Source organism: Sulfitobacter sp. 1A12779, assembly GCF_043557315.1.
GTDB lineage: Bacteria > Pseudomonadota > Alphaproteobacteria > Rhodobacterales > Rhodobacteraceae > Sulfitobacter > Sulfitobacter faviae.
The window spans coordinates 175,579-198,250 of sequence record NZ_JBIFFU010000003.1 but is presented as its reverse complement, the minus strand read 5'-3'; the positions used below and the strand labels follow the sequence as shown (position 1 = coordinate 198,250).

Sequence of the window (22,672 nt, the reverse complement as noted above, 5' to 3'; positions counted from 1 at the left end):
CCCCGAATAGGCTAAAGCACGGCCAAACGCACCCTGAAACAGAGGAATTCGTCATGTCGAAGATCAAGGTAGAAAACCCCATCGTCGAACTCGACGGCGATGAGATGACCCGGATCATCTGGGATTTCATTAAAAAGAAGTTAATCACGCCCTATCTTGACGTTGACCTAAAGTATTACGACCTCGGCATCGAAGTGCGGGACGAGACCGACGACCAGATCACCGTCGACGCGGCCCATGCGATCCGCGAACATGGCGTCGGTGTGAAATGCGCCACCATCACGCCCGACGAGGCGCGGGTCGAGGAGTTCGGCCTCAAGCGCATGTACCGCAGCCCCAACGGCACCATCCGTAACATCCTCGGCGGCGTGATCTTCCGCGAACCGATCATCTGCCGCAACGTGCCGCGCCTTGTGCCGGGCTGGACGCAGCCCATCGTCGTCGGCCGCCATGCCTTCGGCGACCAGTACCGCGCCACTGACTTCCGCTTCCCCGGCAAAGGCAAGCTGACCATCAAGTTCGTCGGAGATGACGGCGAGACCATTGAGAAAGAGGTCTTCGACGCGCCCTCCGCCGGTGTCACCATGGCGATGTACAACCTCGACGATTCGATCCGCGATTTCGCGCGCGCGTCCTTCAACTACGGTCTGAACCGTGGCTGGCCGGTCTATCTTTCGACCAAGAACACGATCCTGAAAGCCTATGACGGGCGTTTCAAAGACCTGTTCCAAGAGATTTTCGACGCCGAATTCGCCGAGGACTTCAAGAAAAAGAACATCTGGTACGAGCACCGCCTGATCGACGATATGGTCGCCTCGGCGATGAAATGGTCAGGCGGATACGTCTGGGCCTGCAAGAACTACGACGGCGACGTGCAGTCGGACACCGTGGCGCAGGGCTTTGGCTCACTGGGGCTGATGACCTCGCAACTGATGACGCCGGACGGCAAAATCGTGGAGGCCGAGGCTGCCCATGGCACTGTCACGCGCCATTACCGCCAGCACCAGAAGGGCGAGGAGACGTCGACCAACTCCATCGCCTCGATCTACGCTTGGACCGGCGGGCTGAAGCACCGGGGCAAGCTGGACGAGAACACCGCGCTGATCAACTTCGCCGAGACGCTGGAGAAGGTCGTGGTGGATACGGTGGAATCAGGCTTCATGACCAAGGACCTTGCCCTGCTAGTGGGGCCGGATCAGGGTTGGCTGACGACCATGGGGTTCTTGGAGAAGGTGGATGAGAACCTGAACAAGGCGCTGGCGGGCTGAGGCTGGCGAGAGCTTGGGATAACCGAGGGCCGCAGCGATGCGGCCCTTTTCTATTTTTCGGTCACGCCTGCCACCCGGGCCCGGAATCAAGCCGTAGGCGCCGGGCCATCGCGAAATTGGAGCCGCGCTGGCCCTCACTGCCCGCGATTATGCATCCGCGCGTAAAGCTTCGCGATGATCCCACTCGCCGTCTTCTCAAACAGGCACGGGATCAGCGCATGCACCAGCGCCGCGCCCGCCGCCGCGAACAGCAGCCCCGAAAACTTCAGCGCGAAAGCCATATGCTCCAGAAACGTCTCATCCACCTTGGCGGGATGGTCGAGGAAGATGCGTGCGATCATGGGAAACTCCTGTCTCTGCCTTTCTCCCACCCTAGCCGAGCCTGCTTGTGACGTTGTCTCAAAACTCTCCCGACAACCGCTTGTGCGTGAGAAAATTTCCCACCAAACTAGCACCATGACAACACTTGATGAGATGGACCGCCGAATATTGGTCGAACTGCAACGCGACGCCAGCCAATCCCTTGAGGCGCTTGGCGCGGCGGTCCACCTGTCGCGCAATGCCTGTTGGCGCCGCATCCGGGCGCTGGAAAAGGCCGGCGTGATCAAGAACCGGGTGACGCTCTTGGACGCGGCGAAACTCGACCTTGGTCTCAGCGTCTTTATCCAAGTCCGCACCAACGCCCATGCGCCCGACTGGCTTGAGAAGTTCTCCCGCGCCACGAAAGCCATGCCCGAGATACTCGGCGTCTACCGGATGACCGGTGATCTGGACTATTTGATCCGGGCGCGCGTTCGGGATATGGCGGGATATGATCGCCTCTATCAGGACCTGATCCGCCGGGTGCCGCTATCGGATGTCTCGGCCAGTTTCGTGATGGAGGAGATCAAGGAAACCACCGAACTCCCGCTCTAAGGAAGACCGAGATGCATTACCTGTGGCTCATCATCGCCGTGGTGGCGGAAACCCTTGGCACGACCGCGGTGCAGGCTTCGCATCAATTCACCCGGCTCTGGCCTTCGGTGGCGGTAGTGGTCTTCTACATGATCTCTTTCTACTGCATGTCGCTGGCACTGAAGGTCATGCCGGTTGGGATCGTCTATGCCTTTTGGGCCGGTCTGGGCATCGTGCTGATCGCGATTATCGGCTTTGTGCTCTTCGGTCAGCGGCTCGATCTGCCCGCGGTTCTGGGGCTTGTGCTGATCATCAGCGGCATTCTGGTCATCCACCTCTTTTCGAACAGCGCCACCCATTAAGGCTGCACCAGTGGCACAGCTTCGCGCAGTAAGGGGGGCGTCACGGCATTAGGGCTAGCAATTGTAGCCGGGGCGCGGTATGGGCGGCGCAATTATACGCGCAGCTTCAGGTTGGCGCGTCCCTCCCCTATCCAAAGGCTGACTTAATGGACCTGCGCAACATCGCAATCATCGCCCACGTCGACCACGGCAAGACGACGCTGGTGGACGAGCTTCTGAAACAATCCGGCACCTATCGTGAAAACCAGGCGACCACTGAACGCGCCATGGACAGCAACGATCTGGAGCGTGAGCGCGGCATCACCATCTTCGCCAAGCCGACCTCCGTCGTCTGGAACGACACCCGCATCAACATCGTCGATACGCCGGGCCACGCCGACTTCGGCGGCGAGGTTGAGCGCATCCTGTCGATGGTCGACGGCGTGGTCCTTCTGGTGGACGCCGCCGAAGGCCCGATGCCGCAGACCAAATTCGTGACCTCCAAGGCGCTGAAACTGGGCCTGCGCCCGATCGTCGTGCTGAACAAGGTCGACAAGCCGGATGCCGAGCCTGACCGGGCGCTGGATGAGTGTTTCGACCTTTTCGCAAGCCTCGACGCCACCGACGAACAGCTCGAATTCCCGCATATGTATGCCTCTGGCCGCTCCGGCTGGGCGGATGCCGAACTTGACGGGCCGCGCAAAGATCTCTCCGCGCTGTTCGACCTGATCCTCGATCACGTCCCCGCGCCGAAGCAGATCGAAAACGCCGACAAGCCCTTCACCATGCTGGCCACGACGCTCGGCGGCGACCCGTTCCTGGGCCGCCTGCTGACCGGTCGCGTTGAAACCGGCACCCTGAAAGCGGGCCAAACCGTCAAGGCGATGTCGCGCGACGGCACCCAGATCGAGACCTTCCGCGCCACCAAAATCCTCGCCTTCCGCGGGCTGGAGCAGACCGCCATCGACGTGGCCGAAGCGGGGGACATCGTCTCCATCGCGGGCATGGCCAAGGCCACCGTGGCTGACACGCTGGCCGATCCTTCGGTGAACGAAGCGATCCCGGCGCAGCCGATCGACCCGCCCACCATCACTGTGACCTTTGGCATCAACGACAGCCCGCTCGCGGGCCGTGACGGCAAGAAAGTGCAATCCCGCGTGATCCGCGAGCGTCTGCTGAAAGAAGCGGAAAGCAACGTGGCGATCAAAATCTCCGACACGCCGGGCGGTGAGGCTTTCGAAGTCGCAGGCCGCGGCGAATTGCAGATGGGCGTGTTGATCGAGAACATGCGCCGCGAGGGGTTCGAACTGTCGATCTCCCGCCCGCAGGTGCTGTTCCAAGAGATCGACGGCGTGCGCCATGAGCCGATCGAAGAAGCCACCATCGACGTGGATGACGAATACTCCGGCGCGGTGATCGAAAAAATCACCGGCACCCGCAAGGGCGAGCTGGTCGAGATGAAACCAGCCGGCGCCGGCAAGACCCGGATCATCGCCCATGTCCCCTCGCGCGGGCTCATCGGCTATCACGGTGAATTCCTGACCGACACCCGCGGCACCGGCGTGTTGAACCGCGTGTTCCACGGCTGGGCGCCGCACAAGGGCACGATCCCGGGCCGCCGCGCGGGCGTGCTGATCTCGATGGAGAACGGCACCTCGGTCGCTTACGCGCTGTGGAACCTCGAAGAGCGCGGAAAGATGATGATCGGCGCGCAGGCGGACGTCTACACAGGCATGATCATCGGCGAGCACAGCCGCGACAACGATCTGGAAGTGAACCCGCTGAAGGGCAAGAAGCTGACCAACGTGCGGGCCTCGGGCACCGATGACGCGGTGCGCCTGACCCCGCCGATGACGCTGAGCCTTGAAGAGGCGATTGCCTATATCGACGACGACGAGCTGGTCGAAGTGACCCCGAACGCCGTGCGCCTGCGCAAGCGCTACCTCGACCCGCATGAGCGCAAGCGGATGGCAAAAGCCAGCTAAGCTACGGTAAATTAAAAGCAAAACGGCAGCGCATTTTACGATGCGCTGCCGTTTTCATATCCGGGGCTCGGAGACCTCGCGGCGTTAAGTATCGCTTTCCTCGCGATCGATATGCCCACGCCTCGCCAAACTCAGCGCCGCAATTAGGCAAAGGATGGCCCAAGCCCCGCCGCCAAGCCAGCCTGCCGCCACATCCGTCGGCCAATGCACCCCCATATAAACCCGGCTGATCCCAACGAGCAGCGTGAGCAGGACGGCAACCGCCAGCGTATAGACCTTGAGCGCCCAGCGTTTCTGCGCCCGCGCCACCATCGCGCCAAGGGTGAGATAGGCCACCGCCGCCATCATCGAATGCCCCGAGGGGAAGCTCGCCGTATGCACGAGCGAGCCATGCGGGACGAGGTCGGGGCGCGGACGGTCGAAAAACTCCTTGGCGATGCTGCTCAGCACGATCCCACCGCCAACGGTGGCAAGGATGTAAAGCGCGGTCGACCACCGCCGTTGTAACAGGAAAAAGAGCGAGACGACGACGGTCGTCAGTACCAGCACCGCGACCCCGCCGAGGGCTGTCAGATCGCGGCCGATTTCCTCGACCCACCACGGGCCGATGGGATCGGAAAGGTCGCCGGGCGTGCGCAGGAACAACAGGATGTCACGGTCAAGGCTGCTGGTACTGCCTTCAACGACCTCTTCGGTCAGTTCGGCCAATGTCCAAACGGCTGTGATCGAAAGCCCCATCAGGGCCAATGTCGTCACCTCCACATGGCGGCGGCACCATTGGGCGAAAGCGGATAGTCGGTCGAAGTTCATGAGGGATCAACCGCTTTCCCGTTAGAAGGTTCCGCCCCGGCAATGCAAGACGCCCCGCCTGTCGTTCAGGCGGGGCGTCTTAGGATCATTCGTCGGTTTCGACGATCATCAATTCGCGCTCGGACGCCCCGCGCGCATGGCTCAACGCCGCTTGATAAGCCTCGGAATGATAACATTTTTCGGCCGTTTCGACATCGGGGAAACGGGCTACCACGTTGCGCGGCCGCTCTTTGCCCTCAAGCTGAACGAACCGCCCACCGCGGGCGATGAACTTACCGCCATGCGCCGCAATGGCCTCGGTGGCGCCGGCGGCGTATTTCTTATACGCCTCCTCATCGGTGACGGTGACATGTGCAATCCAAAGTGCGCCCATGGGCCTTATCCTTTCAAGATGTTCTCAGCCGCGGCAATCGCCGCTTCGGCATTCTCCGCCGAAGCGCCGCCGCCCTGCGCCATGTCGGGTCGGCCACCGCCGCCCTTTCCACCCAGTTCGGCAACCGCCGCTTTCACCATGTCGACCGCCGAGAGGCGATCTGTCAAATCCTTCGTCACACCGCCCGCGACCGCGGCCTTGCCGCCGGTGTCGGCGATCAACAATACCGCGCCCGAGCCGAGCATGGCCTTATGTTCATCCACCAGACCCGGCAGGTCTTTGCCCGTGATACCGCTTAGCACTTGGCCTACGAATTTCACGCCGTTCACCTCGCGCGCTTCGGGCGCAGCCGCGCCGCCGCCCGACATCGCCAATTCACGACGCAGCTGCGCCACTTCGTTGGTCAAGCTGCGACGTTCGTCCAACAATGCACGCACCCGTTCCGGCACGTCACTGGCCGAGGTTTTCAACTCCGCCGCGACCTGACTCAGCGCCGCTTCCTGTTCGCGCAGCCATGCCAAAGCCTCGGTCCCGGTCAGCGCTTCGATCCGGCGGACGCCCGCGCTGCTCGCGCTGTCTCCTAAAAGGACGAAGGCGCCGATATCACCCGTCTGCCGCACATGGGTGCCGCCGCAAAGCTCCAGCGAATAGGTCGACTTGTCGCTGCCCTTGCCGGAACCTTCCAACTGACCCATCGAGACGACACGCACCTCGTCGCCATATTTCTCACCAAAAAGCGCTTGCGCCCCCATGGCGCGCGCATCGTCCGGCGTCATGATCCGCGTCTCAACCGGCGTGTTCTGGCGAATGTAATCATTCACCTCACGCTCGACCTGGCTCAACTCTTCCTGCGTCAGCCCCTTGGCATGAGAGAAGTCAAACCGCAGACGATCATGCGCATTCAGCGAACCGCGCTGCGAGACATGGTCCCCAAGAGCGTTGCGCAGCGCCTCGTGCAGCAAGTGCGTGGCCGAGTGATTGGCCCGGATGGCACTGCGCCGCAAACGATCCACCTCAAGAACAGCGGTCTGCCCCGGCTTTACCTCGCCTTCGATCACATGGCCGAAATGCACGAAAACGCCCGCCGATTTCCGCGTATCGGTCACGTTCACAATACCGGTCTGCGTCCGGATCACGCCGGTGTCGCCGACTTGGCCGCCGCTTTCGGCATAAAACGGAGTCTGGTTCAGCGCGACCTGCACATCGCTGCCTACTGCGGCGGCTTCGACCTGATCACTGCCCTGAACCAAGGCGACGATCTGCCCCTCAGCGCTTTCGGTGTCATAGCCCAGAAACTCTGTCACGCCGCTTTTGTCGGCCACATCGAACCAAACGGTAGCATCCGCAGCCTCGCCCGATCCGGCCCAAGCCGCACGGGCCTTGGCCTTCTGCGCCGCCATCGCCGTGTCGAACCCCTCGGTATCGACCGCACGGCCCTTCTCGCGCAGCGCATCCTGCGTCAGATCAAGCGGGAAGCCATATGTATCATAAAGTTTAAACGCCGCCTCCCCCGGCAGGGTCGCCCCTTCGGGCAAACCGCTCAACTCATCATCCAGCAGCTTCAGACCGCGATCCAACGTTTGGCGGAAACGGGTTTCCTCCAACAGCAAAGTCTCACGGATAAGCGATTGCGCCTGTCCCAACTCAGGGTAAGCCGCGCCCATCTGCTGCACCAAGGATGGTACCAGTTGATGCATTAAGGGATCCTTAACGCCGAGCAGATGGGCATGGCGCATGGCGCGCCGCATGATCCGGCGCAGCACGTATCCGCGGCCTTCGTTGGAGGGCATCACCCCATCGGCAATCAGGAAGGAGGTCGAGCGCAGGTGATCTGCGATCACCCGGTGATGGGTCTTGCCCGGTCCGTCGGGATCGGTCGAAGACGCATGGGCGCTGGCCTCGATCAGGTTGCGCATAAGGTCGGTGGCATAGTTGTCATTCGTGCCCTGCAACAGCGCCGCCACCCGTTCGATCCCCATCCCGGTATCGATCGACTGGTTGGGCAGCGGCTGGCGCGTGCCGTCTTCGAACTGTTCGTATTGCATGAAAACGAGGTTCCAGATCTCGACGAAACGGTCACCGTCTTCCTCGGGCGATCCCGGAGGGCCGCCCCAAATGTGATCGCCGTGATCGTAGAAAATCTCAGTGCAAGGCCCGCAAGGGCCGGTGGGGCCAGCGGACCAGAAGTTATCATCCGTCGCGATCCGAATGATGCGCTCATCCGGCAGGCCGGTATGGGCCTTCCAGATTTTAACCGCTTCTTCATCGGTATGGTACACTGTGACCAAAAGGCGGTTCGGGTCGATGCCGAACTCCTTGGTCAGCAGGTCCCAAGCAAAGGGGATCGCTTCGGCCTTGAAGTAATCCCCAAAGCTGAAGTTGCCGAGCATCTCGAAAAACGTGTGATGCCGCGCGGTATAGCCGACATTGTCGAGGTCATTGTGCTTGCCGCCCGCGCGCACACATTTCTGCGCCGATGTGGCACGGCTGTAATCGCGCGTCTCGACCCCGGTGAAGAGGTTCTTGAACTGGACCATACCGGCCGCGGTGAACATCAATGTCGGGTCGTTGCGCGGCACCAGCGGGCTGGAGGGCACGATCTGATGCCCCTGCGCATCGAAATAGTTCAGAAAAGTTGAGCGAATTTCATTCAGCGTCTTCATGGCGAGGCCTTCCGGGGCAGATTTGATCGGTCCCAAATACCCCTCAGCCCCGGCGCTGTCCACCGTTCCTGCCCATGAAAAAGGGGCGCAGCTTTTTGCCGTGCCCCTTCGTAAATTCAAACTATCAAATCAGGTTCAAGCTTCAAGAATATCCGCGTCGTCACCGCCGGGGCCTTCGAAGTCCAACCCGTGGGCCGCGCGGATCTTGTCTTCGATCTCCGACGCCATGGCAGTGTTCTGTTTCAGGAAGTTCTTGGCGTTCTCACGCCCCTGCCCGATCCGCTCATCCCCGTAGCTGAACCATGAGCCGGATTTATCGACCACACCGGCCTTCACCCCAAGGTCCAGCAACTCGCCCATTTTGGAGATGCCTTCACCATACATGATGTCGAATTCGACCTGTTTGAAAGGCGGCGCCACCTTGTTCTTGACGATCTTAACCTTCGTTGCGTTGCCAACAACCTCGTCTCGGTCCTTCAGGGCGCCGATCCGGCGGATGTCGAGACGGACGGAGGAGTAGAATTTCAGCGCGTTACCGCCGGTGGTGGTCTCAGGAGAGCCGAACATCACGCCGATCTTCATCCGGATTTGGTTGATGAAGATAACCATACAATTTGAACGGCTGATTGACCCAGTGAGCTTGCGCATCGCTTGGCTCATCAAACGGGCCTGAACACCGACATTGCTGTCGCCCATCTCACCTTCAAGCTCGGATTTCGGCGTCAGGGCCGCGACGGAGTCGACAATCACCATATTGACCGCGCCAGAACGTACCAGCGTATCGGTGATTTCCAGCGCCTGTTCACCCGTGTCGGGCTGGGAGATCAACAGCTCGTCAATGTCCACCCCAAGCTTTTTCGCATATTGCGGATCAAGCGCATGTTCGGCGTCGACAAAGGCGCAAACGCCCCCTGCCTTCTGCTGCTCTGCCACGCAATGCAGGGTCAGCGTTGTCTTACCCGAGGATTCCGGGCCATAAATCTCAATGATACGCCCCATCGGCAAGCCACCGATACCAAGCGCGATATCAAGGCCAAGCGAGCCTGTGGAGCTGGCTTTGATATCCTGGATCGCCCCTTCGGCCCCCAGTTTCATAATCGACCCTTTGCCGAACTGACGTTCGATCTGGGCCAGCGCGCTGTCGAGCGCCTTTTGCTTTTCTGCGGTTTTCTTGCTGTCCATCGTCAAAAGATCTGCCGTTGCCATTAGGTTCATTCCTTAGTGTCACAGTGGCGCCCCGGCGGCAATCGCCTGCGCGCTGCGTCGCTTATGTTCCTCTAATGTTCCATATGAGGGTAAATGTGGAACATTTCAATGACTTTGTTTGTCCTTTATGTTTTGGCGAGAATGGTAAAGAAATGGTTTACCCAACCCAGCAAGGGCCGCCTGCTGCCCAAGGTAAGACGCAATTGATTGTTTTTTTTAAAGAACGGCTGGCTTTTTTGTCGGTCCCAAAGACCGGAACCACCGCCTATGAGAAAGCGCTTGCGCCGCGGGCGGATATGGTGATTTCCGATCCGCCCATGCTGAAGCATGCGCCGGTTTATCGCTATAATCGTTTTATTCGTCCAATGTTTCTCAAAGTTTGCGATGCCGAGCTTGAGCTGATGGCAGTGATGCGCGAACCGATCTCTTGGCTGGGCAGTTGGTATCGCTATCGGCAGCGCCCCTTCATGAAGGGTAAGCCGAACAACACTTTCGGAATCACTTTCGACGAATTCGTCCTCGCCTATATGAAGGGCGACAAGCCGGGGTTCGCCGATGTGGGGAGCCAGCTGAAGTTCATGGAAACCCAACCGAACGGCACCGGGATCACTCACCATTTCCGCTATGAAGATCAGACGCGGCTCCGTCGCTTTTTGGAAGAGCGGCTCGACGTGACGCTGACCTTGGGGCAGGAGAATGTCTCTCCCAAGATGGAGCTGGCGCTTTCCCCGAATGTGGAAAAACGCTTTCGCCGTAAGTTCGCGGCGGAGTTTGAGCTCTACGAGTCGATCACATAACCCTGCCCCGCGTGATGCTCAGTGCAGCTGATTGTGGACCGTTGTGGTCAGATCAGTGAGAGAGAAGGGTTTCGGTAGGAAGACAGAGTTCGGAATTTTCGACTGTTCTTGACCGAAGTTATCCTCCGCATAGCCCGAGACAAAAACAACCCGCACATTCGGGCGTTGTTTAAGCGCTTGGCGCACCCAGCTCGGACCGTCCATGCCGGGCATAACGACGTCCGTCACGAACACATCGATATCCAACTCCTTGTCTTCGAGCATCTTCAACGCGGCTTCGGCGGATTCGGCTTCAAGCACTGTGTAGCCGCGCAGCCGCAGGGCGCGGCTTGCGAAGGCGCGCACGGGTGCTTCATCCTCCACCAGTAAGATCACCCCGTCGGACCGCTGAAGCGGGCTTTGATCCGGCGATGCCGGGGGCTTTTTCGCGACCGCAGTGGACTGGCCCTCCAGCACGGGGAAGTAGAGGGAGAAACATGTGCCCCTGCCCAACTCACTGTCGATAAAGATGAATCCGCCCGTTTGTTTGACGATGCCATAGGCAGTGGAGAGGCCCAGGCCGGTGCCCTCGCCGGTTCGTTTGGTGGTGAAGAACGGCTCGAACACCTTTTGCAGCTTATCCTTCGGAATGCCCGTGCCATCGTCATGCACCTGCACCGTGACGTAGCGGCCTGCTGGCACGCTGACCCGATCTCTTTCAAGCGGTTGGTCGAGGGTCGTCACCTCGGTCACGATACGGATCTCGCCCCCGGCGGGCATGGCATCGCGGGCGTTGACGACGAGGTTCATCAATACCTGCTCCAACTGGCGTTTATCCGCGCGGATCGGCGCAAGTACCGGGTCATGGCTAAGGGTCAGCGTTACTTTTTCGCCCACCAGACGGTTCAGCAAATGCGTGAGATCGGCGAGGGTATCGCGCATGTCGAGCGTCTCGGGCCGGAGGGTTTGTTTGCGCGAAAAGGCGAGGAGTTGCCCCACAAGCGCGGCCGCCCGATTGGCGTTCTGGTTGATCTGGACCAGATCGCTGAAATCCGGGTCTCCCTGATCGTGCCGCAGCAAGAGGAGGTCACAATGCCCGGAAATCGCCGTCAAAAGGTTGTTGAAGTCATGCGCGACGCCCCCGGCCAGCTGCCCAATGGCCTGCATCTTCTGGCTCTGCACGAATTGTGCCTCAAGCGATTTAAGCTCGGTCGCATCCTGCAGCACCGCGATGAGGGCCGCTTCGCCGCCTTCGGATATGCGGTTGAGCGAGACCTGAACGAAGACCTCCTGATCCGTTCGGGTAAGCCTGAGAAATTCGGACTTCTGAACCAGCCGCCCCGCCAGACTGTCTTGCAGCCAGTCCGAGATCGAGCGGCCAAGCCCCTCCATCAGTTGCGAAAGATGACTGTCCCGCCGCAGCGATACGCCGAGCAATTTCCCCGCCATACGGTTGAAGGCCAATACGGTTCCGTCGGGGCGCAGCTTAATCATCGGCACGGGGAGGTCTTGAAAGGTTTCCCAGCCCAATTCAGTGGGAGAGGCAGCCCCTTCGGGCGGCGGCAGAAGATAGAGCGCGCGGCGGTTCGCGCCAGCCTCAACCTCGGCCACCAGTACCTGCCGGTTTCCTTCCGCGGTGGCGATTTCGGTCACGGTTCCGGAGGTTAGTGGCAGGGAATTAAACAATCGGTCCAGTGACTTCACCCGTTCCCCGACCAGTATGCGCGCCGCTTCATTCATGAAAAGGATCGCCCCACCGCGGCCCAGCATGACCATTGGCAAGGCCATGTTCTCTTGCGTACTGCGGGGGCCCTCGCGGGTGGCAACGCTTTCAATCCGCCAAAGCAGGCGGTCGGCTGATAACTGGTGCACCGATAGGCGCATGGGGCCGGACCGGGTGATCACCTCTTCCCGCGCGTTGCCACTGACGGTGGCGCGTGATTGCAGGCGGTAGAGAAGGCCCACGGGATTGGCGAAATGCGCTCGTAAGGCCTGCGCGAGGGTCTCTTCGCCGCCCTCGCCGAACTGCTTCAGAGCCGCCTCGTTGCGGTAAATGACTTGCCGATCGGAGGTGGCGATGAAACTCGGTGCGGCGTCTTTTGCGATGAAGTCCGCGACCCCATCCGCGCTGGCCCGATTCCGGCCCCAATCCCATAGAAGAAAGACGATGTAACCAGTTGAAATAAAACCCAATGTGGCCGCGGAGGCGGCAAGGGCAAGCTGCAACGCCGCATCAGTGCTGCGCAGCGCAAGCGCGCCAGCGGCAATGGCCATCACCACAAGCAGCCAAAGCCGCCTGAGCCCCGCCTGCCCCCCAATCCCTGAATGCCCAACGTCCTGCTGCACGCACATCCCCTAACAACCGAATCATACGACTATTACGTGCGACAGAGGTTAAGCAGGCTTTAACCGAAATCGGTTTGCACGCATTGGTTGATTATGGGTAAATTTACTCGCGCGTCAACTGTGCTGAAAAGAAACCGTCGCCATCGGGGGTTACGTCATAGCGATCCATGCGGGCCACTCGCCACTCGGGATGGCGGGCCAGAAAGGCTTCCACCCGCGCTTCGTTCTCTTCGCGAAACAGGGAGCAAGTGGCATAGGCCAAGACTCCGTCGCGTGCGGTAAGTCCTGCTGCGGTATCGAGAATCTGATCCTGAATGGTGGTCAACTCGGTCAAGCGCTCGGGGGTCAGGGTCCATTTCCCCTCCGCCGCGCGGCGCCATGCGCCCGAGCCGGAACAGGGCGCATCGCAGAGGACGAGATCATAGGGCGCGCCCGCTTTGGCTTCTTCGGTATCGGCTAGGGAAATCGCGACGCCCGCGCGATCGGCGCGGGGGGGAAGATCGCTCATCCTGCGGGGGTCAATGTCGTGTGCCGTGATCTCACGCGCGGGGTCCATGGCCAGTGCAAGCGCTTTGCCGCCGCCGCCGGCGCAGTAGTCGAGCACCCGCCCCCCCGAAGGCAGCGCGGAGACGACAGCTTGGCTCGCTGCGTCTTGCAATTCGACGTAACCGTCGGTGAAGGCGGTGGAATTTCGGATGCGGCGCGCGCCTTCGGTCACGGTCAGCGCGGCTTTGGCAAGCGGGTTTGCGCGGGTTTGGACACCCTCTTCGGCCAGCAGTTCTTGCGCCGCGGGCACGGCGATCCGTGCGGTGTTGACCCGCAGGCAGATCGGCCCGCGTTCTTGAAGCGCGAGGGCCGCGGCATCCGCATTCTCCCCGAGCGCCGTGTCGAACAGGGGGAGCAGCCAGTCGGGCAGGTTCAGCCGCGTTGCGCGATCCTCGGGCGCTGGCGGGAAAGCCCGCTCAGCCTCGGACAGCGGCGCGGGCGCATGGCCCGCCCCTGAGAAGAGCGCGTCAAGGTCGCCCCCCTGCCCGTGCAGCACACCGATCATCAGCGCGCGGCCCGTCTCCCCCTTGCCATAATGCGCCGCGCTGCGTTTCTGGCGCAGCACGTCAAACACATGATCGCGCACGGCGGCACGGTCTTTGGAGCCCGCGAAACGGCTCTGACGCGCCCATCGGGTCAGCGCCTGTTCGGCGGCCAGCCCCCCGGCAATTGCGTCCAATACTTCTATCGCAGCGGATACGCGCGCGCCGGGGGTCATGGCATCTTCCTTTTGGAAAGAACGGCCCGCGGGCCGTTGCTTTATGGGTTAACCGATACGGTAGTTCGGGCTTTCGCGCGTGATCTGCACGTCATGCACATGGCTTTCCTTCAACCCCGCGCCGGTGATCTTCACGAAGTTGCAGTTGCGGCGCATCTCATCGACTGTGGCGCAACCGGTATAGCCCATGGCCGCGCGCAGACCGCCGACCAATTGGTGCAACACATTGCCCGCGCTGCCCTTGTAGGGCACCTGACCTTCGATCCCCTCGGGCACCAGTTTGTCGGAGGCAGCGTCCTTCTGGAAATACCGATCTGCCGAGCCGCGCGCCATGGCGCCCATGCTGCCCATGCCACGGTAGCTTTTGAAGCTACGCCCTTGATAAAGAACGACTTCGCCGGGGCTTTCATCGGTGCCGGCGATCATGCTGCCGACCATGGCGCAGGAGGCACCGGCGGCAATCGCCTTGGCGAAATCGCCGGAGAACTTGATGCCGCCATCGGCGATGATCGGCACGTCGCCCGCAGCGGCCACGCAGTCCATGATCGCGGTCAGTTGCGGCACGCCCACGCCCGCCACCATCCGCGTGGTGCAGATGGAGCCCGGGCCGATGCCGACCTTGACCGCATCGGCGCCTGCGTCGATCAACGCGCGGGTGGCGTCGCCGGTGGCCACATTGCCCGCGACGACCTGCACATCGCCGAACTGTTTCTTGGCCCGGGTCACCGCATGGGCCACGCCTTCGGAATGGCCATGGGCGGTGTCGATCACGATCATATCGACGCCTGCATCGACCAGCGCTTCCGAGCGCTCGAAGCCCGCGTCGCCCACTGTCGTTGCCGCAGCGACACGCAGGCGGCCCAGATCATCTTTGCAGGCGGTGGGGTTCAGCACGGCCTGTTCGGTGTCGCGCAGGGTCAGCAGCCCGGTGAGCTTGCCGCTGGCATCCGTGACCAGCAACTTCTCGATCCGGCGCGATTTCATGAGGCTGATCGCCTCGTCCCGGTCCGCAGGCTCTTGCAGGATCGCCAGCCGTTCAGAGGTCATCATGACCGAGACCGGCGTGCGGTCGTCGGAGGCGAAACGCATGTCGCGGTTGGTCACGATGCCCAGCACGCGGCCATTTTCGTCTACAACCGGGAAGCCGGTCACGCGGTAGCGTTCTTGCAGGTCCTTGGCATCCGCCAGCGTCTGGTCGGGGCGCAGGGTGATCGGGTTGTAAACGATGCCGGATTCAAAGCGTTTCACCCGACGCACTTCGCGGGCCTGTTCTTCGATCGTGAGGTTGCGGTGCACCACCCCCATGCCCCCGGCCTGCGCCAGCGCGATGGCCATGCGGCTTTCGGTCACCGTATCCATGGCCGAACTGAGCAGCGGGATATTGAGCGCGATGCTCTGCGTGACGCGGGTTCGCGTATCTGCGGTTGACGGCAACACAGAAGACGCTGCGGGAACCAGCAGGACGTCATCAAAGGTCAGGGCCTCACGAATCTCCATTTAACACCTCGGGTCTGGATGGGTTCATTTGGCGGTTTCCTATTTCACGGATGACCGGGATTGGAAAGGCCTATTCCCCCGCGTAAGCCACAGACGGCGAATGACGCGGGCGCGGCACGAATTGCCGCCCCGCATCTTTCCCCCGCCGCGCGGCACGCTATGCTGTCGCAAAGAAACAAAGGACGGCCCCGATGAGCAGTGACCCCCTCGTGATTTTCACGCCCTCCGGCAAGAGAGGGCGCTTTCCCAAAGGCACCCCGGTGCTGACTGCCGCGCGGCAGTTGGGTGTCGATCTGGACTCGGTCTGCGGCGGGCGCGGCATCTGTTCAAAATGTCAGGTCTCGCCGGGCTATGGGCAGTTCTCGAAACATGGGGTGACCGTCGCGCCCGATGCGCTGAGCCCATGGAACGCGGTCGAGGAACGCTATGACGAGAAGCGCGGCCTGAAAGAGGGCCGCCGTCTGGGCTGTCAGGCGACGGTGCAGGGCGATGTGGTGATCGACGTGCCGCCAGAGAGCCAAGTGCACAAACAAGTCGTGCGCAAACGCGCCGAGGCGCGGGAGATCGTGCTGAACCCGTCCGTCAAACTCTTCTACGCCGAGGTGACGGAGCCCGACATGCACGAACCCTCGGGCGATCTGGAACGTCTCAGGGCCGCGCTGGCCGAGCAGTGGGAGCTGGAGAAAGTCACCGCCGATCTGCACATCCTGCAAATGATGCAGCCGGTCCTGCGCAAAGGCGGATGGAAGGTCACCGTTGCCGTGCATCTGGGCGATCAGGAAAACGCCGCGCGGATCATGAACATCTGGCCGGGGTATTACGAAGGCACGGTCTATGGTCTGGCGGTCGATCTCGGCTCGACCACCATCGCGGCGCATTTGTGCGATCTGCAAACCGGTGAGGTCATGGCCTCTTCCGGTGTGATGAACCCGCAGATCCGTTTCGGCGAAGACCTGATGAGCCGCGTCAGCTATTCCATGATGAACCCCGACGGCGCGCAGGAGATGACCCGCGCGGTGCGCGAAGGGATGGCGACGCTTTTCACCCAGATCGCCGCCGAGGGGAATGTCGCGCCCGATCTGATCGTCGACGCGGTCTTTGTCTGCAACCCGGTGATGCATCACCTGCTGCTGGGCATCGACCCCTTCGAGTTGGGTCAAGCGCCCTTCGCGCTTGCGACCTCCGGCGCGCTGCGTCTGCGGGCCGAGGATTTGGACCTGAACATCCACCCCTCCGCCCGCGTCTACCTGCTGCCCTGCATCGCGGGCCATGTCGGCGCGGATGCCGCCGCCGTCGCCCTGTCGGAGGCGCCTGAGAAATCCGACGAACTGATGCTGGTGGTCGATGTGGGCACCAATGCGGAGATCCTGCTGGGCAACAAGGAAAAGGTGCTGGCCTGTTCCTCTCCCACCGGGCCCGCGTTTGAGGGGGCGCAGATCAGCTCGGGCCAACGGGCGGCACCGGGGGCGATCGAACGGGTCGAGATTGACCCGGAGACCAAGGTGGCCCGGTTCAAGGTGATCGGCTGTGATCTCTGGTCCGACGAGGACGGCTTTGAAGAGGCGGTGGCGAGCACTGGCGTCACGGGCATCTGCGGCTCCGGCATTATCGAAATGGTCGCCGAGATGCGCATTCACGGCATCGTCGACGCGCCGGGTCTGATTGGGAGCGCTGCGCAGACGGGCTCGGCCTCGGTCTTTGCCGATGGGCGCACCAACAGCTATCTGGTCTATGACGGCACCGAAAAGGGCGGGCCCAAGATCACGGTGACCAACCGCGACATCCGCGAAATCCAGATGGCCAAGGCCGCGCTCTATTCCGGCGCGCGGCTGCTGATGGACAAATTTGGCGTCGACAGAGTTGACCGCGTGGTGCTGGCGGGGGCCTTTGGCGCGCATATCAGCCCCAAACACGCGATGGTGCTGGGCATGATCCCCGACGCGCCGCTCGACAAAGTCACCAGCGCGGGCAATGCCGCTGGCACCGGCGCCCGGATCGCCCTGCTCAATACCGAGGCCCGGGCCGAGATTGAGGCGACCGTGGGCGCGATCCACAAGATCGAAACCGCCGTCGAGCCGCGCTTTCAGGAGCATTTCGTCAATGCCTCGGCCATTCCCAACGCGGTGGAGCCTTTCCCCATCCTCAACAGCCTCGTCGCCCTGCCAGAGGTGACCTTCAACACCGGCGGCGGCGAAAGCGAACGCGGCGGGCGTCGGCGTAGAAGAAAGGCGACGTGATGAGCGCCTCCGACAATAGCGATCAGGTCGAATTCTGGAGCGCCTCAGCGGGCGAAAGATGGGCCGCGCGGCAGGCCGAGTTGGACATTCTGATGCAGCCGGTGCTCGACGGCGTGCTGGCGCGCGCCGAACTGGCACCGGGGCTGCGGGTGCTCGACATCGGCTGCGGCGCGGGGGCGGGCTGTCTCGCCGCCGCCGAGGCGGTGGGCGATGCAGGCGCGGTGCTGGGCGTCGATGTCTCTGCCCCGTTGCTTGACCTCGCGCGGCAACGGGCTGCCGCCCTGCCCCATGTCGCCTTTCACCACGGTGATGCAACGACGCTAGCGCTTTCCCCTCCCTATGACCGGCTGATCTCGCGCTTTGGCGTGATGTTCTTTGCCGATCCGGTGCTGAGCTTCACGCGCATGGCCGCGCAACTCAGCCCCGGCGCGAAAATCAGCTTTGCCGCTTGGGGGCAAATCCCCGAGAACCCTTTCTTTACCCTGCCCGCCCGCGCGGCCCGGGCCACCATCGGGGCCATGCCGAAAAGCGATCCCGACGGCCCCGGCCCCTTCGCCTTTCGCGACCCCGAACGCGTGGTATCGATCCTCGCCGAGGCAGGCTTTGTCGATATCGCCTGCAAAGTGACACGGCTTGACCTCACCCCAGCGGGCACGGTCGATGACCTTGCCCAGCAGATGTGCGACATCGGCCCGGCCAGCGGCGCGATCAATTATTTCGAGGCAGCCCCGGCACAGGTCGAGGAACTTCGGCAGACCATCGCCGAAGCCCTGCGCCCCTATGCGGAAAACGGCCCCCTGCGCCTGCCTGCCGAAATCAATTTCGTCACCGCGATAAAACCCTGACTTGACCTTCCCCCGCGTGCCGATTATCTCACCCTCAGCGCGCGGGTATGGTGAAAAGGTATCACGGCAGCTTCCCAAGCTTTAGTTACGAGTTCGATTCTCGTTACCCGCTCCACGCTCCCCCCTCCGCCTTCGTGATCCCGCCACATGGCCCCACACAGGCCCCGCAGGGTTCCCCAAGGTCACCCCCATGAAAAGCCTAATCTGGTCCGAATTTCGCCATGATTGCCCGCAAAAGTAGCAATCAACAGGGAAGTAACTTACGCGCAGATGGCCCAACGATGTCGGATGCGCATTGAGGCAAAGGAAAAAAGCGTGGCAAACGCGTTTCGGGACTACGCGACGTCCAAGGCGTATATCATCGTCAATTTCATCGTGCTGTGCTGTGTCGCCGGCATCAGCTATTCGATCGTCAAACTGGATTACGAGCAGCATATCGCCAGCATCCGTCAGGATGCCCGGCAAACGCTGCATGAAGTCAGCAATCAAGTGCAGCACCAGTTCCAAGAGACCATTCTGGTCACCAAGAATATCGAGAATATCCTGCTCTCCGGCGAGGCGTTCAAAGACAAAAAGATCGAACTGCTGGTCAAGGAGTTACGCGACCGGAACCCCGGTATTCAGGCCTTCGCCCTCGCCCCGGACCTCAAGATTACCCATAGCTATCCCAAAACCCAGAATGGCGAGACGATTGGCCTGGAATACAAGAACATCCCGACGCAGCTTTCCGGCGTCGCCAATGCCTACCGCCGCCAAAGCCCGACCATCGAAGGGCCGCTGAACCTTGTTCAAGGCGGCAAGGGCTATATCATGCACTACCCGGTGTTCGAGCGCCCCATCGGCCTGGGCGCGCCGCGTTTTTGGGGGGTGATGTCCATCGTCTTCCAGCCCGACCGGCTGTTCGAGCCGCATCAAAACCCGCATCAAGCCGCCGACTACATCTATAGCCTCCGCGCCTTCCCCACGGGCGTCATGCCGCCTGAGATTGAGCCTGCGGCGGTCGACCCCGCAGCCCCCGTGCGCACCCGGTTCGAGCTTTTGGGCAAGACATGGGAGGCGACGGCCAGCCCCGCCAACGGTCTGCCCCCCTATGCCCCGCAAAGCCCCTACCTCGTGGCCTTCGCGCTGATCGCGACCATCGCGCTGATGGCAGGCCTCTGGGCCTTCCGCCGGGTCACGCTGAAAAAGCAGGAAGCCCATGCGCTTTTGGCAGAAGGGATCGGCTCGATCCAAGAGGGGTTCATCGCCTTTGACGAGAAAGAACGCCTTGTCACCGTCAACAGCAAGTTTCTGGAGTATCACCCTGAAATTTCTGACCTTTTGATCCCCGGCAAAACCATCGAAGAGCTGTTGCGCCATTGGGTCGCCCGCCATCAGCACCCTGAGCAGGTCGAGGAGCGTGAGGCATGGATCGCCAAACGTCTCGCCCGGTTCCGCAACCCGACCGGCACCTTCATTCTTGAGGTCTCGGATAACTTCTGGCTCAAAGTCACGGAATCGCGCACGCCGCATGGCTATACCGTGGGCATCTGGACCGATGTGACGGCCGAGAAACGCGCGCTCGACGCGGCCAAGGCGGCGGACCGCGAAAAGACCGAATTCCTGAACAACGTCAGCCATGAACTGCGCACGCCGCTTACCGTGATCTCGGGCCGGGCGACCTTCTTGCAACATGCCGAGAAGCTGCCCCAAGCCCGGCGTTTGCAGACCGCGCTGAACAACAGCGCCAATGCCACGCCCGACATTCGCCACAGCGTCGATGAGTTCCAAAACTTCGTCTCTGACCAAGCGGGCGGCATCGCGGGGTCGTCCAAACATATGCTGCGCCTTGTCGAAGACCTGTTGGATTGGACCAAGGTCGCGCGCGGCAAGATGGAGCTTGATCTTCAAGAGATCGAGACCAGCGAAATCGCCCGCTCCGTCGCCGATGACCTGCGCCCGGATGCCGAGGCCAAGGGGCTGACCCTGACCTATGAGGACAATGGCACGGCCCTCGCCAATGCAGATCCGGTGCGCCTGAGGCAGATCCTTTACAACCTGATTTCAAACGCGATCAAATTCACCCGCAGCGGCAATATTCATCTGCAAATGCAGCAGGATGCCGAAGAGATCACCTTCTCGGTCTCCGACACGGGTTGCGGTATTTCCGAGGACAATCTCGAACGGGTTTTCCTGCGGTTTCAGCAGGTTGACGGCTCCATGTCGCGTGAGAACGGCGGCTTGGGATTGGGCCTTGCCATTGCCGAGCAACTGGCCAGCCTGCATGGCGGGAGCCTGTCGCTTGAAAGCAAAGTCGACGTGGGCAGCACTTTCCGGCTGACCCTGCCCCGGCCCGTGGCTGATAGTGAGATGCGCCGTTCGGCCTGACGGCAAAACGCCCCGGCCCAGAGCGGACCGGGGCCGATTGCCTCAGCTCTCGCCCTGCATCAGCACATCGCCAAAGCGATCCCGCAGATCGCGTTTCAGCACTTTGCCCGTCGCGTTTCGCGGCAGTGCCTCGGCGAAGACCACCCTGTCGGGCACCTGCCATTTGGCGATCTGATCCTCGAAAACCTTGAGGATATCCGCCTCTGACGGATCGGCCCCTTCGGCCTTCACCGCGACCAGAACAGGGCGCTCATCCCATTTGGGATGGGTGGCCCCGATGACGGCGGCGTCGGCCAGATCGGGATGGGCAATGGCGATATTCTCTAACTCGACCGAACTGATCCATTCGCCGCCCGACTTGATGATATCCTTGGCGCGGTCCCGGATGGTGATATAGCCGTCGGCGTCCATCGTCGCGATATCGCCGGTGTCGAACCAGCCATTGCGCAGGGTGCTGTCCCGGTCGGATTGGTAGTAGGCATCCAAAATCCAATGCCCGCGGGTGACCAGTGCACCTTGGGTCTCGCCGTCATGGGGCAACGGCTTGCCTGTGTCGTCCCAGATCTCAAGCTCAACGCCAAAGACCGGGCGGCCTTGGTTCTCGCGCAGCTTGTGCTGGGCGTCTTCGGGCAATTCACCGTGTTTCGCCAAGGGCTTGTTGACGCTGCCCACCGGCGACATCTCGGTCATGCCCCAAGCGTGGATGGTCTCAACCCCATAGTCTTCGCGGAAGGTCTTGATCATCGACGGCGGACAGGCCGAACCACCGACCACGGTACGCTCTAGGCTGGGCAGTTCGCTGCCGGATTTCTTTGCCGCCGCCAAGAGCCCCTGCCAGATCGTCGGCACGCCAAGCGCCAAGGAGACGCGGTAGGTGTCGATCAGCCCCACGAGCGAGGCACCATCGAGGTTCGGCCCCGGCAGCACCATCCGCGCGCCGGTCATGGCGCTGGCATAGGGGCAGCCCCAAGCGTTGACATGGAACATCGGCACCACGGCCATCACGATGTCCCGCGCGGAGATCGCGATGCTGTCGGCCATGTTGATGCCAAAGGAATGCAACACGGTCGAGCGGTGGGAATAGAGCACGCCCTTGGGATTGCCCGTGGTGCCAGAGGTGTAGCACAGGCTCGACGCCGTGTTCTCATCCAGATCGGGCCAGTCGAACCCGGCATCGCCCGAAGCCACCAATTCGTCGTAGAAGACCAACCCCGGCAGCGCCTCGGCTGCCTCGGCATCGGGGCCGGACATCAGGACGAGGTGCTTGAGATGCTCAAGTTTGTCGCGGATCGCGGCGACGAGGGGGACGAAGGTCTTGTCGATGAAGAGCACCTCATCCGCGGCATGGTTGAGGATATAGACCAATTGATCGGCAAAGAGCCGCGGGTTGATCGTATGGCAGACAAAGCCCGCGCCGGAGGTGCCAAAGTAGATCTCCAGATGCCGCCGATTGTTCCATGCGATGGTCCCGCAACGCGCCTGCGGCGACAGCCCCAGATCGGTCAAGGCCGCGCCCAAACGCCGCGCATTCTCGGCCACCTGCCCCCAGTTCGTCTCCTCAACCCCGCCGGTGGTCGAGACCGAGATGATCTCGCCCTCAGGGTGATAGCGTTCGGCATGGGAAATCAGGCTTGAGATCAGCAGCGGCTGCGTCATCATCTGGCCAAGCATAGGGGGTCCTCCAATCATTTGCTTTGAGACTGTCCAAAGGTCAGGGCAGTTGCAAGCCTTCCCCTCCGGCAAGTCGTAATAGCGCTGACGGACAGGACGACGGCCGCGCAAGCGACTATCGGCCGCGCG

At 61.7% G+C, this 22,672-nt stretch carries 17 protein-coding genes and 1 tRNA gene; 9 read left to right on the top strand and 9 right to left on the bottom strand.

Annotation, left to right across the window (positions count from 1 at the left end):
- Window positions 1-53 precede the first annotated feature (53 nt).
- Window positions 54-1,268, top strand: a complete 1,215-nt coding sequence (locus ACGYLQ_RS06090) for an NADP-dependent isocitrate dehydrogenase (protein WP_271693722.1) — start codon at window positions 54-56, stop codon at window positions 1,266-1,268.
- Window positions 1,269-1,402: 134 nt separating this feature from the next.
- On the opposite strand, the gene ACGYLQ_RS06085 is transcribed toward ACGYLQ_RS06090, so the two are convergent.
- Window positions 1,403-1,609 (bottom strand): DUF6356 family protein, encoded by a 207-nt coding sequence (locus tag ACGYLQ_RS06085; protein ID WP_394409188.1) that lies wholly within the window; start codon window positions 1,607-1,609, stop codon window positions 1,403-1,405.
- 115 nt (window positions 1,610-1,724) lie between these two features.
- Between ACGYLQ_RS06085 and ACGYLQ_RS06080 the strand changes: the two genes are divergently transcribed.
- The 3 genes from ACGYLQ_RS06080 to typA all read left to right on the top strand — a co-directional run bounded on the left by ACGYLQ_RS06080 (window position 1,725) and on the right by typA (window position 4,488).
- Entirely contained in the window at window positions 1,725-2,183 is a 459-nt protein-coding gene (locus ACGYLQ_RS06080) for an Lrp/AsnC family transcriptional regulator (protein ID WP_394441151.1), read from the top strand.
- A gap of 11 nt (window positions 2,184-2,194) precedes the next feature.
- Entirely contained in the window at window positions 2,195-2,524 is a 330-nt protein-coding gene (locus ACGYLQ_RS06075; protein ID WP_067262978.1) for a multidrug efflux SMR transporter, read from the top strand.
- A 146-nt stretch (window positions 2,525-2,670) separates the two neighbouring features.
- Window positions 2,671-4,488 (top strand): translational GTPase TypA, encoded by a 1,818-nt coding sequence (gene typA / locus ACGYLQ_RS06070; RefSeq protein ID WP_394441149.1) that lies wholly within the window; start codon window positions 2,671-2,673, stop codon window positions 4,486-4,488.
- Window positions 4,489-4,572: 84 nt separating this feature from the next.
- Here the strand turns inward: typA and ACGYLQ_RS06065 are convergent, their stop codons facing one another.
- From ACGYLQ_RS06065 to recA, 4 genes are all read right to left on the bottom strand, one after another.
- Window positions 4,573-5,298: a phosphatase PAP2 family protein gene (locus tag ACGYLQ_RS06065; protein ID WP_067261800.1), complete on the bottom strand. Its 726-nt coding sequence runs from the start codon at window positions 5,296-5,298 to the stop codon at window positions 4,573-4,575.
- A gap of 85 nt (window positions 5,299-5,383) precedes the next feature.
- Window positions 5,384-5,671, bottom strand: a complete 288-nt coding sequence (locus ACGYLQ_RS06060; protein ID WP_394441147.1) for a DUF1330 domain-containing protein — start codon at window positions 5,669-5,671, stop codon at window positions 5,384-5,386.
- Between the two features lie 5 nt (window positions 5,672-5,676).
- Window positions 5,677-8,334 (bottom strand): alanine--tRNA ligase, encoded by a 2,658-nt coding sequence (alaS, locus tag ACGYLQ_RS06055; protein WP_394441144.1) that lies wholly within the window; start codon window positions 8,332-8,334, stop codon window positions 5,677-5,679.
- 135 nt (window positions 8,335-8,469) lie between these two features.
- Complete coding sequence (recA, locus tag ACGYLQ_RS06050) at window positions 8,470-9,540, bottom strand: recombinase RecA (RefSeq protein WP_209218802.1); 1,071 nt, start codon at window positions 9,538-9,540, stop codon at window positions 8,470-8,472.
- 203 nt (window positions 9,541-9,743) lie between these two features.
- On the opposite strand from recA, the gene ACGYLQ_RS06045 reads away from it, so the two are divergent.
- The gene (locus ACGYLQ_RS06045) at window positions 9,744-10,337 is read left to right on the top strand and encodes a gamma-glutamyl kinase (protein ID WP_271693818.1); all 594 of its coding nucleotides are present in this window, start codon (window positions 9,744-9,746) and stop codon (window positions 10,335-10,337) included.
- Between the two features lie 18 nt (window positions 10,338-10,355).
- Here ACGYLQ_RS06045 and ACGYLQ_RS06040 read toward each other — a convergent pair whose 3' ends face one another.
- The 3 genes from ACGYLQ_RS06040 to guaB all read right to left on the bottom strand — a co-directional run bounded on the left by ACGYLQ_RS06040 (window position 10,356) and on the right by guaB (window position 15,423).
- Entirely contained in the window at window positions 10,356-12,590 is a 2,235-nt protein-coding gene (locus ACGYLQ_RS06040; RefSeq protein ID WP_394441255.1) for an ATP-binding protein, read from the bottom strand.
- 175 nt (window positions 12,591-12,765) lie between these two features.
- Window positions 12,766-13,926 (bottom strand): RsmB/NOP family class I SAM-dependent RNA methyltransferase, encoded by a 1,161-nt coding sequence (locus ACGYLQ_RS06035; protein ID WP_394441142.1) that lies wholly within the window; start codon window positions 13,924-13,926, stop codon window positions 12,766-12,768.
- A 48-nt stretch (window positions 13,927-13,974) separates the two neighbouring features.
- Entirely contained in the window at window positions 13,975-15,423 is a 1,449-nt protein-coding gene (guaB, locus tag ACGYLQ_RS06030) for an IMP dehydrogenase (protein ID WP_394441141.1), read from the bottom strand.
- Window positions 15,424-15,614: 191 nt separating this feature from the next.
- On the opposite strand from guaB, the gene ACGYLQ_RS06025 reads away from it, so the two are divergent.
- The 4 genes from ACGYLQ_RS06025 (at window position 15,615) to ACGYLQ_RS06010 (ending at window position 20,872) form a co-directional block, all read left to right on the top strand.
- The gene (locus ACGYLQ_RS06025) at window positions 15,615-17,660 is read left to right on the top strand and encodes an ASKHA domain-containing protein (RefSeq protein ID WP_394441138.1); all 2,046 of its coding nucleotides are present in this window, start codon (window positions 15,615-15,617) and stop codon (window positions 17,658-17,660) included.
- Complete coding sequence (locus tag ACGYLQ_RS06020; RefSeq protein WP_394441136.1) at window positions 17,660-18,505, top strand: class I SAM-dependent methyltransferase; 846 nt, start codon at window positions 17,660-17,662, stop codon at window positions 18,503-18,505. The genes ACGYLQ_RS06025 and ACGYLQ_RS06020 overlap by 1 nt, the downstream gene beginning before the upstream one ends.
- Window positions 18,506-18,546: 41 nt before the next feature.
- Window positions 18,547-18,620 (top strand) — tRNA-Gly (locus ACGYLQ_RS06015).
- Window positions 18,621-18,820: 200 nt separating this feature from the next.
- Complete coding sequence (locus ACGYLQ_RS06010; RefSeq protein WP_394441133.1) at window positions 18,821-20,872, top strand: ATP-binding protein; 2,052 nt, start codon at window positions 18,821-18,823, stop codon at window positions 20,870-20,872.
- A 42-nt stretch (window positions 20,873-20,914) separates the two neighbouring features.
- Here the strand turns inward: ACGYLQ_RS06010 and ACGYLQ_RS06005 are convergent, their stop codons facing one another.
- A complete protein-coding gene (locus tag ACGYLQ_RS06005; RefSeq protein ID WP_394441130.1) occupies window positions 20,915-22,543 on the bottom strand; it encodes a long-chain fatty acid--CoA ligase in 1,629 nt (542 codons plus the stop codon).
- Window positions 22,544-22,672: the final 129 nt, after the last annotated feature.

Coding starts and splice junctions, on each gene's coding strand:
- ACGYLQ_RS06025 (WP_394441138.1), top strand. CDS start 15,615: ATGAGCAGTGACCCCCTCGTGATTTTCACGCCCTCCGGCAAGAGAGGG.
- typA (WP_394441149.1), top strand. CDS start 2,671: ATGGACCTGCGCAACATCGCAATCATCGCCCACGTCGACCACGGCAAG.
- ACGYLQ_RS06060 (WP_394441147.1), bottom strand. CDS start 5,671: ATGGGCGCACTTTGGATTGCACATGTCACCGTCACCGATGAGGAGGCG.
- ACGYLQ_RS06040 (WP_394441255.1), bottom strand. CDS start 12,590: ATGGCCATTGCCGCTGGCGCGCTTGCGCTGCGCAGCACTGATGCGGCG.
- ACGYLQ_RS06075 (WP_067262978.1), top strand. CDS start 2,195: ATGCATTACCTGTGGCTCATCATCGCCGTGGTGGCGGAAACCCTTGGC.
- ACGYLQ_RS06085 (WP_394409188.1), bottom strand. CDS start 1,609: ATGATCGCACGCATCTTCCTCGACCATCCCGCCAAGGTGGATGAGACG.
- ACGYLQ_RS06005 (WP_394441130.1), bottom strand. CDS start 22,543: ATGCTTGGCCAGATGATGACGCAGCCGCTGCTGATCTCAAGCCTGATT.
- alaS (WP_394441144.1), bottom strand. CDS start 8,334: ATGAAGACGCTGAATGAAATTCGCTCAACTTTTCTGAACTATTTCGAT.
- recA (WP_209218802.1), bottom strand. CDS start 9,540: ATGGCAACGGCAGATCTTTTGACGATGGACAGCAAGAAAACCGCAGAA.
- ACGYLQ_RS06065 (WP_067261800.1), bottom strand. CDS start 5,298: ATGAACTTCGACCGACTATCCGCTTTCGCCCAATGGTGCCGCCGCCAT.
- ACGYLQ_RS06020 (WP_394441136.1), top strand. CDS start 17,660: ATGAGCGCCTCCGACAATAGCGATCAGGTCGAATTCTGGAGCGCCTCA.
- ACGYLQ_RS06035 (WP_394441142.1), bottom strand. CDS start 13,926: ATGACCCCCGGCGCGCGCGTATCCGCTGCGATAGAAGTATTGGACGCA.
- ACGYLQ_RS06090 (WP_271693722.1), top strand. CDS start 54: ATGTCGAAGATCAAGGTAGAAAACCCCATCGTCGAACTCGACGGCGAT.
- guaB (WP_394441141.1), bottom strand. CDS start 15,423: ATGGAGATTCGTGAGGCCCTGACCTTTGATGACGTCCTGCTGGTTCCC.
- ACGYLQ_RS06080 (WP_394441151.1), top strand. CDS start 1,725: ATGACAACACTTGATGAGATGGACCGCCGAATATTGGTCGAACTGCAA.